This window comes from Hyphococcus flavus, from assembly GCF_028748065.1.
GTDB lineage: Bacteria > Pseudomonadota > Alphaproteobacteria > Caulobacterales > Parvularculaceae > Hyphococcus > Hyphococcus flavus.
Genome location: NZ_CP118166.1, coordinates 2,207,603 through 2,222,890, shown reverse-complemented (window position 1 = coordinate 2,222,890; position 15,288 = coordinate 2,207,603). Strand labels below are relative to the sequence as shown.

Genomic DNA, 15,288 nt, shown 5'->3' with positions numbered 1-15,288 from the left:
ATATTACATTTTCGAAAACCCGTCATTTTCCCTGCATTTACACTGCATCAGCACACGGAACTTAGGTCTGGGCGCCGTGTTTGTTCGGCGTAGTCTGTAAGAGGAAACAGAACATGAAAACGAATATTATCCTTGTCGCTGGCGCAGGCGCTGCCGCGCTGTCTGTGGCCGCTTTTGCAATCGCTAATGAAAAAAATAGCAATGCAAAGACGAGCGCTGAAACCGCAACCTCCGCACTTACCTCAGCCGACATTACGGCTGAACTTGGGCTGGAGTTTGACCCTGCCATGGTCGAGGGCATGACGCCAAACCAGATTAAAGACTGGGCTGACGAACGCGAAGACCGCGCGCGCGACCGTGCTGATGCGATCCGTGATGCGGCCGACAAACGCGGCAATGACCGCATTGATGAAGAAGCCATAGAAGACAACGCCGACGCCCTCGCCGATGCGATTGAGGCGCAGGCCGAGGTCTTTGAAAAAGAGGCGGATGCGTATGCAACGCTGCTTGAAAAACGTCAGGATCGCCATGACGGCGCCATCGAGAATGTAGCTGATGCTGTGGCTGACGTAGTCGTGGACGGCGTTGACGATGTTGGCGACGCTATCGAGGACACCGCTGATGACATCAGCGATGAAGCCAAAGATGTCGAAGAAGACATGGAAGAGGACCGGCAATAGCCATTCCCAAAACCTCTTAAGGGGCGCGCTCAAAGCGAGCGCGCCGTTTTTATATATGCAGCGCATGCCCCAGCGTTCTGAGCGCTGATTCCTGGAAGGCTTCGCCGAGCGTCGGGTGGGCGTGGATCGTGCCGGCAATATCTTCGAGCGTCGTGCCCATTTCAATGGCGAGACCGAAGGCGGTTGAAAGCTCCGATACGCCCCTTCCCGCGGCCTGAACCCCCAGCACCAGATGATTGTCGCTGCGCGCGACGACGCGGATGAAGCCGTCTTCAGCTTCCATCGACATGGCGCGGCCATTCGCTGAAAAAGGGAAGTTCTGCGTTTTTACATCGTAGCCGGATGATTTCGCTTCGTCGGCGGAAAGCCCCACGGAAACGATTTCCGGATCGGTGAAACACACGGCGGGGATCGCCTGCTTGTCCCACACCCGTTTGTGGCCGGCGATAATTTCCGCGACCATTTCGCCCTGCGCCATGGCGCGGTGCGCCAGCATCGGCTCGCCCGTCACGTCGCCGATGGCGTAAATGCCGGTCATGGACGTCTGGCACTTGTCATCGATCTGGATGTAACGGCCGTCCATATCGAGCACGAGGTTTTCACGCCCCCAGCCCTCAGTCTTCGGTGCGCGCCCGACAGTGACGAGAATCTTGTCGGCTTTGATCGTGTCCGCTTTTCCGTCCGCCGTTTCGATATCGAGGCCTTTTTTCGAAGCGCCTTTGGCTTTGGCGCCGAGCAGCACCTCAACGCCCAGGCGTTTCAGCGTTTTTTCGACAGGGCGCGTCAGTTCCTTGTCATAGAGCGGGAGAATTTTATCCATCGCTTCGACGACAGTGACTTTCGACCCCATCTTGGCGAGCGCAATGCCAAGCTCAAGGCCGATATAACCGGCGCCGACCACGGCCAGATTGTTCGGCGGCGAAGAGAGGTCAAGCGCTTCGGTTGATGAAATCACGTTGTCGCCGAACGGCATGAACGGCAACTCAACCGGAACCGAACCCGTCGCGATGATCACATTCTCCGCGCGGATGCGCGCGTCTTCAGCGCCGCCTTTGACGTCGACGGTGCGGCCGTCAACGAATGTCGCCCAGCCATCGATCGCGCGCACTTTGCTTTTCTTCAAAAGTCCGCCGACGCCGCCGGTAAGGCGTTTGACGATACCGTCTTTCCAGAGAACCGTTTTTTTCAAATCAATTTCCGGCTTGCCCGCCTTAATGCCGAGTGCTGAGTCTCCAGCGAAATGCATCGCCTTTTCAAACTCGTCCGCCGCGTGGATCATCGCCTTTGACGGAATGCAGCCGACATTAAGGCAGGTGCCGCCGTGATACTGTCCCTCGACAATCACCGTATCGAGCCCCAGTTGCCCGGCGCGGATCGCCGCCACGTAACCGCCCGGCCCCGCGCCAATAACGAGGAGTTTGCATTGAATGTCTTGCATGTTCTTCCGCCTGTGTCTTTCGTCCTACATCCCGCCTCCCCCTCGTGGGGAGGCCGAAACTGCATCGCAGTTTCGGGAGGGGGGAAGACTATGAGGTCTTCCGATTATCCAAACATTTTCACCCCCACCCGAAAGCGCCTTCGCGCTTTCGACCTCCCCTCAAGGGGGAGGTAGGGAGTTTTTTAGCTCTCAATAAATATCATCGCCGGGTTTTCGATGAGCGCCTTGATGCGCTGGATGAACACTGCCGCGTCCCAGCCGTCGATAACGCGATGGTCGAAGCTCGACGACAGGTTCATGATCTTGCGCGGAACGAATTCCGATCCGTTCCACCGCGGCAGGGTCTGCATCTTGTTGACGCCGACAATGGCGACTTCCGGATGATTGATCACCGGCGTCGTGACAATGCCGCCAATGGCGCCGAGCGAGGTAATCGTGATCGTCGAACCGGACAGCTCATCGCGTGAGGCCTTGCCCGATTTCGCGGCGTCTGAAAGACGGCCCACTTCCTCGGCACACTCCCAGATGTCGCGCGCCTCGGCATGGCGCACCACCGGCACCATCAGACCGTTCGGCGTTTGCGCGGCGATGCCGATATGAACGCCGCCATGCTGGCGCACGACGCCCGCTTCATCATCGAAAATCGCATTGAGATGCGGCTGTTCCGAAATCGCCTTTACCATGGCGCGCATCAGGAACGGCAGGATCGTCAGCTTCGGCCGGCCCTCTTTGCGCGTATCGTTCAACTCCTTGCGCAAATCTTCGAGCGCCGTCATGTCGATTTCGTCGACATAAGTGATCGGCACGATCCGCGCATTCGCCGCTTCCATCTGCTGCGCGATCTTTCGGCGCAGACCGATGACCGGAACATCCGTAACGCTCGTATTGCGCACATATCCTGCGCCGCGACCGACAGCGCCTTCGCCGCCTGAGGCAATGAACGCATCGAGGTCTTCATGAGAAATGCGGCCCGCCGGTCCCGTACCCGGAACGCGCCTGAGATCAATTCCCGCCTCCGCCGCGCGTTTGCGCACCGCCGGAGAGGCCAGCGGTTTCTCACCTTCTTTTCTTGGCACAGCCGCTAAGGCGCCAGACGCAACACCGTTCGCTTTCGGCGCCGGTTTAGGCGCAGGTTTCGGTTCCGCTTTCGGTTTTTCTTCCTTGGGCTGCGCTTTCGCTTCCTTTGGCTCGGGCCCTTTCGATTCTGATTTTGGCGCTTCGTCCTTTGCCGCTTCCGGCGCTTCGCCCGGTTTCACATTGCCTGCGCCATCAACTTCGAGACGAATCAGCGGCGAGCCGACCGAAAGAATCTCGCCGACCTTGCCGCCCTGCCAGATCACCTTGCCTTCAACGGGCGAGGGAATTTCCACCGTCGCCTTGTCGGTCATCACGGCGGCGAGCACTTCGTCCTCGCGCACGTTGGCGCCGATATCGACCATCCATTCGACGAGTTCTGCTTCCGCGACACCTTCGCCCACATCAGGCAGCTTGATGACATGTTCGCCCATTACGCCGCCTCCATCACTTTTTTAAGCGCGTCGCCCACGCGTTTCGGACCGGGGAAATACTCCCACTCATGCGCATGCGGATAAGGCGTGTCGTATCCGGTCACACGGATAATCGGCGCCTCGAGATGATAAAAACAACTCTCCGCGACCACCGCCATCAGTTCCGCGCCAAAGCCGCAGGTTTTAGTCGCCTCGTGAACGATAACGCAGCGGCCGGTTTTCCTGACCGACTCTTCGATGGCCTCGAGATCAAGCGGCAGGATCGTCCGCAGATCGATGATCTCCGCATCGACGCCCGCCTCTTCAGCCGCCGCCTCGGCGACATAAACCATCGTGCCGTAAACGAGGACGGTAACGTCCGCGCCCTCACGCCGAACAGCCGCCTTGCCCAGCGGCACAGTATAATAATCATCGGGCACTTCACCGAATTCATGTTTCGACCAGGGCGTCACCGGCCGGTCATGGTGACCGTCAAACGGACCGTTATAAAGACGCTTCGGCTCCAGAAACATCACCGGGTCCTCATCTTCAATAGCGGAAATCAATAACCCCTTCGCATCGTAAGGGTTTGATGGGATCACTGTCTTGATGCCGGAAACGTGGGCGAACAACGCCTCAGGGCTCTGGCTGTGTGTCTGCCCGCCAAAAATGCCGCCGCCGGTCGGCATCCGCACCACGATCGGAACCGTGAAGTCGTTCGCGGAGCGGTAACGGATACGCGAGGCTTCCTGTGTGATCTGATCGTAAGCAGGGTACATATAGTCTGCAAACTGAATTTCCACACAGGGCCGGATGCCATAGGCCGCCATGCCGATGGCAGCGCCGACAATACCGCTTTCGCTGATCGGCGCATCAAAGCAACGCTGGCGGCCGTATTTTTCCTGCAACCCTTGCGTACAACGAAAGACGCCGCCAAAAAATCCGACATCCTCGCCGAAGACGACAACATTGTCGTCTTTTTCCATGGCGTTATCCATGCCGGATCGGATCGCCTGAATCATCGTCATTCTGGACATTGACTAAAGCCCCGCTTCCTGGCGCTGACGGCGAAGGTGCAGCGGCATTTCATGATAAACATCGTCAAAAACAGTCGCCGGCGATGAGTGCGGTCCGTCATGGAGCGTGCCGTTTTTCTCGGCCTGCTTTTGCGCCTCGGCGACCTGCATCTCGAGCATTTCCTGCATCTGATGATGCTGCGCATCTGACCAGACGCCGCGCTTGATGAGATATTCTTTCAGGCGCTCCACCGGATCGCCAAGCGGCCACGAGGTAGCCTCTTCTTTGGAACGGTAAGCTGACGGATCGTCCGAAGTGGAATGGCCGCCCATGCGATAGGTGACGTGTTCGATCAGCGTCGGGCCATGCCCGGCGCGTGCACGGTCAACCGCCCATTTTGCGACCGCGTAGACAGCCAGGTAATCGTTGCCGTCAACGCGCAAGGATGGAATGCCAAAGCCTAACCCTCGCGACGCAAACGTCGCCGCTTTTCCGCGCGCAATCCCTTGGAACGTCGAGATCGCCCACTGATTATTGACGATATTCAAGACGACAGGCGCGCGATAGGTGGATGCAAAAACGAGTGCGGAATGAAAATCGTTTTCCGCTGTCGAGCCCTCGCCGATCCAGGACGTTGCGATTTTGGTGTCGCCCTTGATCGCTGAGGCCATGGCCCAGCCAACGCCCTGAATGAATTGCGTGGCGAGGTTGCCGGAAATAGTGAAAAACCCGTGCTCCTTCGAGCAGTACATAATCGGCAACTGCCGGCCCTTTAACGGATCAGCCGCATTCGAATAAATCTGGTTCATCATGTCGACCATGGGATAGTCGGTCGAAAGCAACAAACCCTGTTGGCGATACGTCGGAAAGTTCATATCACCCGGTTGAAGCGCCTTGGAAAAAGCGCAGGCAATCGCTTCCTCGCCCAACGCCTGCATGTAAAAGCTGGTTTTGCCCTGACGTTGCGCCATCAGCATGCGAGCGTCAAACGCGCGCACACGGACCATATCCTCCAGCCCCTCTTTAAGCTGATCGTCATTCAACATGTCCGCCCACGGACCAACGGCGTCGCCCTCGCGGTTCATGACGCGAATGATCGTATAGGCAAGGTCGCGAATGTCTCCCGCCTCTACATCAATTGGCGGGCGCGGCGCGGCCCCGGCCTGCGGAATTTCAACATTGGAAAAGTCAGGTTTGTCGCCGGGCCTGAATTCCGGTTCCGGCACGTAGAGAGATAGCGGCTTGGCGTCGCTCATTTAATTCTCCGGTTTCCTACCGCCTGACGGCATTGTCAGACGAACCCTATTGCTTTGAAATCTGGCTACTTTTCGCGAGGGTGTAGCGTGCGGAAGCGCTATACCGCAATGCTTCGCGCTAAGAGTCAGAAAAAAGAGCGAGGGCGCGTTTTATGGACGTTTCAGGAGGCGGATTCTGCCAAATCCATTGGCAAGCTTAGCACAAACAGTGGCGAAACATTTATGATGAATGCGCGAGTTTGACCCATTCTTCCTCAGTCAGCACAGTAACGCCAAGCTCTTCTGCTTTCTTCAGTTTCGAACCCGCGCCTGATCCGGCGACCAAATAATCGGTCTTGCCTGAGACTGAACCGGAAACTTTCGCGCCGAGGCTTTGGGCGCGCGCCTTTGCTTCATCGCGGGTCATGGTTTCAAGCGTGCCTGTAAACACCACCGTTTTGCCTGCGACCTCGCTCGAAGATGAAACCGCCTCCACTGGTTCAGGCGTCACTTCTTTTAAGAGATGATCCACTGCTTCGCGATTGTGGGCTTCGTCGAAAAAGTCGATCACCCCGCGCGCCACCAGCGCGCCAACGCCGTCAATGGACAACATATCCTGATAGGCTTCGCTCGCCTCATCGCGCCCCTTTACCGCCGCTGCGTAAAACCCCTCAAACCCGCCATAATGGCTGGCGAACAGCCGTGCATTGGTCTCACCCACATGGCGGATGCCGAGCGCGTTGATGAAGCGCGCGCTTGAAATATTTCTGCGTGCATTGATGCCCGCAAACAAGTTCTCAACCGATTTCGTATTCGTCGGTTGCTTATTTCCTTCCTTGTCTAGGGAAAATGCACCGTCTTTTTTTGTTTTATAGGTGTAAAGATCGATTTCACCTTGTTCCTGACGGCGTTCCAGCGTGAATATGTCCGCAGGCTCCTTGATGAGTTCAATATCAAAAAAATTCTCGACTTGCTTCGTTCCAAGCCCTTCGATGTCAAACGCTTGGCGCGATACAAAATGTTTTAACCGTTCTTTGGCCTGTGCGGCGCAGATAAGCCCGCCAGTGCAGCGGCGGTCTACATCCGCCTTGCCGGTCGATGGGTTCACCTCGTTGACAGCGTGAGAACCGCAAACGGGGCAAGCATCGGGAAATTTGAATTTCCGCGCGCCTTTAGGGCGCTTTTCCTTTACGACTTCGACAACCTGCGGAATGACGTCGCCAGCGCGCTGGATCACCACCGTATCGCCAGCGCGAATATCTTTTTCTTCAATGTAGTCGGCATTGTGCAGCGTCGCATTGGATACAACGACACCACCGACAGTTACGGATGTGAGACGTGCAACTGGCGTCAACTTGCCCGTACGCCCAACCTGAATGTCGATCTCTTCAAGCACGGTTGTCGCTTTTTCCGCTGGAAATTTATGGGCTGTCGCCCAGCGCGGGTGGCGCGAAACAAATCCTAGGCGTTCCTGCAGGTCGAGCCTGTCCACCTTATAAACAACACCGTCAATATCGTAACCGAGCTTGGCGCGCTCCGCTTCGATCTTGCGGTATTGCGCTAACATTTCGCCAACACTCTCGCAGCGTTTGGTCAGCGCATTTACTTTGAACCCGTACTTTTTAAGCCGCCCGATGGCTTCCCATTGCGTTTCGGCAATAGGCTCACTGAGCTCACCCCATGTATAGGCGAAAAACTTGAGCGGTCTTGACGACGTAATTGCTGCATCAAGCTGGCGCAAGGATCCGGCGGCGGCATTGCGCGGATTAGCGAACTGATCTTCGCCGGCCGCTTCGAGACGCGCATTCAACGCTTCGAAATCTTTGTGGCTCATGTAGATCTCGCCACGTATTTCGAGCACGGCCGGCGCATTCTTGATGGATTGCGGAATATCATCCACAGTTAACGCATTGCCCGTCACGTTCTCGCCGGTCTGGCCGTCGCCGCGTGTCGCCGCGACTTTCAATACGCCTTGTTCATATCGAAGGTTAAGCGACAAGCCGTCGATCTTTGGCTCTGCAGTGTAAGCAACCGCGCCCTCTTCATCCAAGCCCAGAAAACGCCGCACGCGCTTATCAAACTCAACAACATCATCGTCGTTAAATGCATTGTCCAGCGATAGCATCGGGATCGCATGCTTTGACTTTTCAAACTTCGTCGAGGGCGGCGCGCCAACCTTGTCTGTTGGCGAGTCATCTCGCTTCAGTTTCGGAAACCGCTTTTCGATCAGCAGATTGCGCCGGCGCATCGCGTCGTATTCTGCGTCCGTAACCTCGGGCTGGTCGTTTTTGTAATAGGCTTCATCGGCGCGCATGATCGCCGTTGCAAGCTGCGCGAGCTCCGCTTCAGCTTGTTCTGGCGTCAGTTTATTGACGGGAATAGAAGCGGCTTTCTTTGTTTTGCTCATGGCGCGGGTGTACTTCTGCCTAGCCTGTCTTGGCCAGCTTTTTCCGCGCTGGTTTTTTCGCCGTTTTGTTAGGATCTAGCGGCTCTTTCAAAAGCCTTCGCGCGGCTGCACGCGCCTCGTCCGTCACTTCCGCGCCGGAAAGCATGCGCGCAATTTCTTCCTCCCGGTCAGAAGGCTCAAGCGGCGTCACTTTTGTCAGCGTCGTCGATTTTGTTTGCTTCTTTTCAATCCGCCAGTGCGATCCGGCGCGCGCGGCGACTTGCGGGCTATGCGTTACCACCAGCACCTGCGCGTCACTGGCCAATCTCGCCAGCCTTTCGCCCACTGCATCAGCAACGGCGCCGCCAACGCCGGCGTCGACTTCATCGAAAATGATAACCGTACGGTTTTCCTTTACTGACAACGCCGCCTTCATCGCCAGCACAAACCGCGACAGCTCACCGCCTGACGCAATTGTTTTCAAAGGCCCTGCTGGGGCTCCGGGATTGGTCGCCACCATGAACTCAACTGTATCAAACCCTTCGGATGTTGGATGGGATTCATCAGATGCGACTTTCGTTTCAAAGGCTGCCTTGCCGAGTTTCAATGGCGCGAGTTCCTTCGCAACAGCGCGATCAAGTTTTTTCGCCGCTTCAACACGGGCTTTCGACAGCGCTTTCGCTTCTTTTTCAAAAGCCGCTTTCGTTTTCCTCATCGTTTCTTCGAGTTCGCCGAACGCCGCCTCTCCTTGCTCAAGGTCGTCTAGTGTCTGCCGCGCTTTTTCAAGAAAACCGCAAAGGCCATCCGGCGTGACGCCATGTTTTCTTGCCTCGGCCCTTAACGCAAAGAGTCTTTCTTCAACCCGATCAAGCTCATCAGGATCGGCGCCGAAGCGCGCAATCGCATCGTCTAGCGCGCTACGCGCCTCCGCTGCTTCATTAAGCGCACTGTCGAGGCGCGCAGCAAGTTTCGCCAGCGGGTTGTCGTCACCAGACATCTGCGCGGCCGCCCGCTCTATCCTTCGCAGCGCTCCCGCCAGTTTCGAATCAAACCCGCCATCACTCATGGCGGCGGCGGCGGCGTTCAAGTCATCAGCGATTTTGTCCGACGCCATCAGCTCGGCCCGGCGCAAGGCAAGCTCGGCCTCTTCGTCTTCCTGCGGGTCGAGTTTGCCCAGAGCGCCAACCACATGCCGCAAGTAATCCGCCTCACGAATGGCGGCGTCGCGCTCGCGTTTTTTTTCTTCAAGCGCTTCTTCCGCGTCACGCCAGTCGCGCCACAGCGCGCGCATGGCGTCAGCTTTCTTTGAGAGCCCGCCAAACTCATCCAGCATACCGCGATGCGCTGAGGCGGTCAGGAAGCCCCGCCCGTCATGTTGTCCATGAATTTCAATCAATGTCTCGCCGACAGTCCGCAACATGCGGATGGAGACCGGCTGATCATTGACGAAGCCCCGCCCGCGGCCGTCCGTACCCTGAACACGGCGCAGAATTACCTGATCCTCGCCAGTATCAAGCCCGTTTTCTTCAAGCACTTTCCAGACGGGGTGATTTGATTGAGGCTCGAAAATTACAGAGACGATCCCCTGTTTGGCGCCCTGCCGCACGGCGCCACGTTCGGCACGCCCCCCGACGGCCAGCCCCAGCGCATCAAGCAAAATTGACTTGCCGGCGCCCGTTTCACCGGTCAGCGCCGTCATGCCCGCCCCAAGCGTCAACCGCGCCTGGTCGATCAGCACAAAGTCCTGAATTTGAAGAGCCGTAAGCATCGCTATACGCACCGTCGGCAGCGGCGTCGCCGCGCCCAAAAAGGCGTTAATTCATCAAGACATTGATTATCGCAATTCGCACGCGTGTTAAAGCGGCGCGAACGGCGGTCAGTTGGGCGTCGGACCAGCGGGATCGAGATCGTCATCCGCACGTTCAGCCAGATCCTCAAGCTCATCAGCCGAAGGCGGATCGATCGCACGCATCTCATCCGGGTCGATTTCCGGCTCTTCGGTCTGCTGCACGGTGCGCTTGTCCGAAGTCCGGCCCGGCAAGCGAGACCCGCCAGCGAGGATATCCCGGTTTTCAAACAGGCGATATGCGTCCTGATACCAGACTGTTCCGGGGTAATTATGACCAAGAACAGCCGCGGCGGAACGCGCCTCGTCAACAATGCCAAGCTCCAAATAAGACTCAACGAGCCGGTAAAGCGCTTCGGGCACCTGACTTGTCGTCTGATAATCGGTGATCACTTTCTTGAAGCGGTTAATCGCTGCGATATGTTTATTCTGTTTTAGATAGAACCTGCCGACATACATTTCCTTACCGGCCAAATGATCAAAGGTCAGGTCAAGTTTCAAACGCGCATCACGCGCATATTCCGTATTCGGATATCTGCGAATAACATCATTGAGTGATGCGACAGCGTTATTGGTATAATCCTGATCGCGTCCGACATCACGAATGCGTTCATAAAAACACATGGCTTTCAGGTAATAGGCGTATGCGGCGTCCTTGTTGCCAGGGTGCAGGGAAATAAATTGATCCACCGCTGAAACGGCGTCGTCATAATCATTGCCTTGATAATAGGCGAAAGCCTTCATCAGCATCGACCGACGCGCCCATGCCGAATATGGGTGTTGCCGTTCTACCTCTTCAAAGTAAGCGATCGCTTCTTCGTAGCGCTTTCGTTCCAGCATCTCGATGGCGTTGGAATAGAGCGTTTCAACAGGCCGTTCGACATAGGCGAACTTTTTCTTTTCTGAAGAACCACAGGCCGCGAGCGCAGAACAGGCGGCAAAAACTAAAACAACCCTACGAAATACCGATATATGGCTCGTCACGAAAATCGCCTTTCTGAAAAAAGGGGCTACCGAACCCGTTGCGCTGATTTCTAGTGGGGACACGGCGCCTCGTCAAACGCCTTGCTGGCCTCAAGCTGTGGCGCGCATGGCGTCCGCCGCTTCCACTGACGCCGTTTGATCACCTTGAAAATGCTGCAGCAATTCCTGCGCCGCGCGGGTATTGATCGCATGGCCCGGTTTCACGGCTGTGATAGTGCCGTTGATGGGCGCTCCGAGCAGGTAAAGGTCCCCAATGAGATCAAGCGCCTTGTGGAGCGCAAACTCCGAGGGATCACGAAGCGGCTCTTCATTTAACAGCCTGTTCCCATCGACGACGATCGAATTCGCAAGAGCGCCGCCCCGGATGAGCCCGGCATCCTTTAGGACTTGAACCTCTTCCAGACGGCAGAATGTCCGGGCGCAAGCCAGTTTTGCCAGATCATCTTCGTTTTCAAGATTGAGCGTCAATGCCTGACGGCCGATCAGGCAATTATCAAAATCAATTTCCACATGAATACGTCGTGGTCCAGGTGTGAACTCTATGAAACGATCGCCATCCTCGACGCGAACCGGAGAATAAATGGCGAGCGGCTTGCGCCGCGCCATAAGCTCCAGGCATCCTGAACCCGCAATTTCTCTCACGAATTGTGCGGAACTGCCATCGAGTATGGGGATTTCAGAGCCCTCAACATCCACCACAACATTGTCGATGCCGCACAAAGCGAGCGCCGCCATGATGTGTTCAACTGTAGCGACTTTGACGCCGCTCTCATTGGCCAGCGTCGTGCCGTGATCGGCAAACACAACTCGGGATGGCGACGCTGTGATAAGGTTGGCGCCGCCATCAAGGTCTGTCCGCCTGAAAACGATACCGGCATCAGCTTCAGACGGCCTCAAAACAGCCCGGCATTCAACGCCGGAATGCAAGCCAACACCTGAAAACGTAATTTCTTTTTGGACGGTTCGCTGCCGCGCCAGCAGACTCATACGATGCTTACTCCCCCGCCCCATACGCCAAAAATACCCATACCCTGCCTTATTTGACCCGTTAATACCGGGCGAGGCAACAGGACCGTGACCCAGGCGATAGTAGCTTACAGATTTTTTGCGCGCGCGAAACATAAGCATTATCAAGGTTTATTGCGGATTCTTATCAAAGAGCCATAAAAAAACGCGCATGGCCATAATGGCTCATGCGCGGTTTTACTAATAGTTTCAAGTTCTTGAACGCTTATCCAGTCTTCTTTTTCCGTAAGAAAGACGGAATTTCAAGATCAGCGTCATCTTGATCGTCAAACAGGTCGCCGCGCGGGGCGTTGGGATTCGATGGCGCCGGCTCTGGCGCGCGCGCTGGCGCGGTTTCGCGACGCTCTTCGCCACCGCTCAGGGCCTTGAACATGTCGACTGCAGCTTCGAGAGAATGCTTCCCGATTGCTTGCGCGCTTCGAAACGGGTTTTGCCCCTGCCGATGCGCTTCGTCAGCCGCCCGAACGGTCGAGCGTTGCGGTACAGGACTGGTTGGTTTCGCAAGAGGAGAAGACGGTCGCGGGTCAGCGGCGCCTTCGGTGAGCATCTTGCGGATTCGTTCATGAACGTCGCCAACGGGATTTTGCGCCGCAGACGCTGAAGATGAAACCGTAGGCCGAATTGCCTGAGGCGCTGCACGCGTAGCGGCCGCAGCAGCCGGCGCCGATGGCGGCGTCACGACATCAGGTTTCGGCGCAACAGCGGGCTTGTCCACATTTACCGGCTCGCGCCATGGCTTAGAAACTGCGCCGGTATTGATCTTGATCTGCGGCCGCGCGACTTCGTTTTCTTCAATATCAATACCCGTTGCGACCACGGAAACGCGAACCTTGCCTTCGAGGTCCTGATTAAATGTCGAACCGACAATGATATTGGCGTCAGGGTCAACCTCGGCGCGGATCCGGTTCGCCGCTTCATCAACCTCAAACAGCGTCATGTCCATGGACCCGGTGATATTGATGAGAACGCCCTTGGCGCCTTTCATGGACACTTCATCAAGGAGCGGGTTGGAAATCGCGGCCTCGGCGGCCTGGATAGCGCGTTTTTCGCCTTCAGCCTCGCCTGTACCCATCATCGCTTTGCCCATCTCGCTCATCACTGTGCGCACGTCAGCGAAGTCGAGATTGATAAGGCCCGGCATGACCATTAGATCGGTGATGCCGCGAACGCCCGAATGCAGCACCTGATCCGCCATGGCGAACGCTTCATGGAATGTTGTGCGCTCATTGGCGATTGAGAATAGATTCTGGTTCGGAATGATCAGCAGCGTATCGACATGCTTTTGCAGCTCTTCAATACCAGAGCTGGCAAGACGCATGCGCCTCGCGCCCTCGAAATGGAACGGCTTCGTGACAACGCCGACAGTTAAAATATCCCGCTCTTTTGCAGCCTTGGCGATCACCGGCGCCGCGCCAGTACCAGTGCCGCCGCCCATACCGGCAGTGACGAACAGCATGTGCGCATTACCCACATGCTCGAGAATTTCATCGAGGGACTCCTCAGCCGCAGCACGCCCGATATCAGGAATGGACCCAGCGCCGAGGCCTTGTGTCGTCTTCACGCCGAGCTGAATCTTTTTTTCAGCCTTAGCCAGCCCAACTGCTTGCGCGTCAGTATTTGCGACAACAAAGTCAACGCCTTCCAGCTGACTTTCGATCATGTTGTTTACGGCATTGCCGCCGGCCCCGCCGACACCAATAACCGTAATGCGCGGTTTCAATTCAGTGAGTTCAGGAACGCTAAGATTGAGTGGCATGAATGTCTCCGGTTATGCGCAAGGTGGAGGGCCGCCCCAGTTTGCATCATTGAGATGCAGGAAACCCCGTTTGGTTAATTCATTCGTTAAAGAATCGTTCAGAACCCTTTCCAAAAGGTTAACGCCGCCTTAACGAACAAATGAATCTCTTAAAATTTCGCCCTGAGCCAAGCTTCAACGCCGCCGAACACGGACGATTGATTTCCTGCTTGAAGTGATTGGTGCAAAACGCCAAGCGTATTTTCGCTATCCCGCCCTAAATTCGCGTAATGCTGAACAAGCCCCGCGCAAACGGAAAACGCTGGCGCGCCCGCCGCTTCTGGTGAACCGGGAATGGCGATGGGGCGCCCTAACCTGCCCTTCATGGCGAGCACGCGTTCAGAAACTTCACGGGCGCCGACAAGCAAAGACCCGCCGCCGGTTAGAACAACACGCCTCAAGCCTGAACGCTGCATTGGATCATCGGGGAGTTGTTCCGCAACCAGTTCAAAAATTTCCTCAAGCCGCGGCAGGATCACTTCCGCAACATCGGCTCGCGAAGCACGCGCTGTTTCATCGGCGATCCCTAACTGTGGGAAGTCCACAAACCGGTGTTCATCGCCAGGCCCGGCAAGTGCGGAACCGTAAAGGGTTTTCATGCGTTCTGCATGGGCAAGCGGCGCACCAAAAATTTGCGCGATATCCCGCGTAATGTGCCCGCCGCCCGCTGGCACGCCGCCACAGGCGATCAATGCGCTGTTGTCGTAAACAGCGAAACCAGTGGAGACGGCGCCGATATCGATCAGCACGACGCCGAGTTCTTTTTCGTCTTCGAGAAGCACCGCTTCCGCAGCAGCAAAGGGCGCAGCCACAAACGCGCTGGCGTCGAGATCGCATCGCTCGATTATATCCGCCATGTTGTCGAGATAACTTTGCTTGGCGCTAACCGAAAACATTTCCGTGGAAAGGGTTGAACCTGAGAAACCAAGCGGGTCGGCAAAGCCATCTTCGCCATCGACCCTGAAGTTCGTCGGCATGGCGTGAAGGGGCGCGCAATCCGGCGGCGTCGCAATTTTGGCGCCCTCGGCCAGCGTGTCGTCCACATCTTCCTGCGCGACAATACCGCCGACAATTTCCATATCGACGCCAATGCGGCGCGCACGCAAATGTTTGCCCGGCACGGATACGATAACACGGTCAACCTGCTGGCCCGCCATCCGTTCAGCAGCCTCAACAGCGTTCCTGACGCCGGTCTCGACATCATCAGGCGTTGCGCGCGATCTCAATGGCGCGCCATAACAACCAACGCCAATGACTTCCGCCTGCGGCGCAAATCCCGGTTCTTGAGATATCCGGGCGACAAAACAGGCGACTTTCGACGCCCCTATGTCCAGGGCGGCGATCGCCGTTTCATCCCGTTTGCGGTTTTTAATGCTGCGCAAATGCGCCACGCC

Annotated in this window: 11 protein-coding genes; 1 reads left to right on the top strand and 10 read right to left on the bottom strand. The window is 56.6% G+C overall.

The genetic code is table 11. From position 1 onward, the window contains the following. Positions 1 to 113 precede the first annotated feature (113 nt). A complete protein-coding gene (locus tag PUV54_RS10615) occupies positions 114 to 680 on the top strand; it encodes a hypothetical protein (RefSeq protein ID WP_274492212.1) in 567 nt (188 codons plus the stop codon). 49 nt (positions 681 to 729) lie between these two features. Here PUV54_RS10615 and lpdA read toward each other — a convergent pair whose 3' ends face one another. The 10 genes from lpdA to ftsA form a co-directional block, all read right to left on the bottom strand. Continuing rightward, positions 730 to 2,118: a dihydrolipoyl dehydrogenase gene (lpdA, locus tag PUV54_RS10610; RefSeq protein ID WP_274492211.1), complete on the bottom strand. Its 1,389-nt coding sequence runs from the start codon at positions 2,116 to 2,118 to the stop codon at positions 730 to 732. Between the two features lie 182 nt (positions 2,119 to 2,300). Continuing rightward, entirely contained in the window at positions 2,301 to 3,626 is a 1,326-nt protein-coding gene (locus PUV54_RS10605; RefSeq protein WP_274492210.1) for a dihydrolipoamide acetyltransferase family protein, read from the bottom strand. Continuing rightward, on the bottom strand, positions 3,626 to 4,642 hold the full coding sequence (locus tag PUV54_RS10600) for an alpha-ketoacid dehydrogenase subunit beta (RefSeq protein WP_274492209.1): 1,017 nt from the start codon (positions 4,640 to 4,642) through the stop codon (positions 3,626 to 3,628). Before PUV54_RS10600 ends, PUV54_RS10605 begins: the two co-directional genes overlap by 1 nt. A 3-nt stretch (positions 4,643 to 4,645) precedes the next feature. Then, a complete protein-coding gene (locus tag PUV54_RS10595; RefSeq protein WP_274492208.1) occupies positions 4,646 to 5,878 on the bottom strand; it encodes a 3-methyl-2-oxobutanoate dehydrogenase (2-methylpropanoyl-transferring) subunit alpha in 1,233 nt (410 codons plus the stop codon). Positions 5,879 to 6,098: 220 nt separating this feature from the next. Then, the gene (gene ligA / locus PUV54_RS10590) at positions 6,099 to 8,264 is read right to left on the bottom strand and encodes an NAD-dependent DNA ligase LigA (RefSeq protein WP_274492207.1); all 2,166 of its coding nucleotides are present in this window, start codon (positions 8,262 to 8,264) and stop codon (positions 6,099 to 6,101) included. A 19-nt stretch (positions 8,265 to 8,283) separates the two neighbouring features. Continuing rightward, a complete protein-coding gene (recN, locus tag PUV54_RS10585; RefSeq protein WP_274492206.1) occupies positions 8,284 to 10,011 on the bottom strand; it encodes a DNA repair protein RecN in 1,728 nt (575 codons plus the stop codon). Between the two features lie 108 nt (positions 10,012 to 10,119). After that, positions 10,120 to 11,073: an outer membrane protein assembly factor BamD gene (locus PUV54_RS10580; protein ID WP_274492205.1), complete on the bottom strand. Its 954-nt coding sequence runs from the start codon at positions 11,071 to 11,073 to the stop codon at positions 10,120 to 10,122. Between the two features lie 90 nt (positions 11,074 to 11,163). Further along, positions 11,164 to 12,060 (bottom strand): UDP-3-O-acyl-N-acetylglucosamine deacetylase, encoded by an 897-nt coding sequence (gene lpxC, locus PUV54_RS10575; protein WP_274492204.1) that lies wholly within the window; start codon positions 12,058 to 12,060, stop codon positions 11,164 to 11,166. Positions 12,061 to 12,304: 244 nt separating this feature from the next. Then, complete coding sequence (gene ftsZ, locus PUV54_RS10570; RefSeq protein WP_274492203.1) at positions 12,305 to 13,855, bottom strand: cell division protein FtsZ; 1,551 nt, start codon at positions 13,853 to 13,855, stop codon at positions 12,305 to 12,307. 149 nt (positions 13,856 to 14,004) lie between these two features. Further along, positions 14,005 to 15,285, bottom strand: a complete 1,281-nt coding sequence (gene ftsA / locus PUV54_RS10565) for a cell division protein FtsA (protein ID WP_274492202.1) — start codon at positions 15,283 to 15,285, stop codon at positions 14,005 to 14,007. Positions 15,286 to 15,288 lie beyond the last annotated feature (3 nt).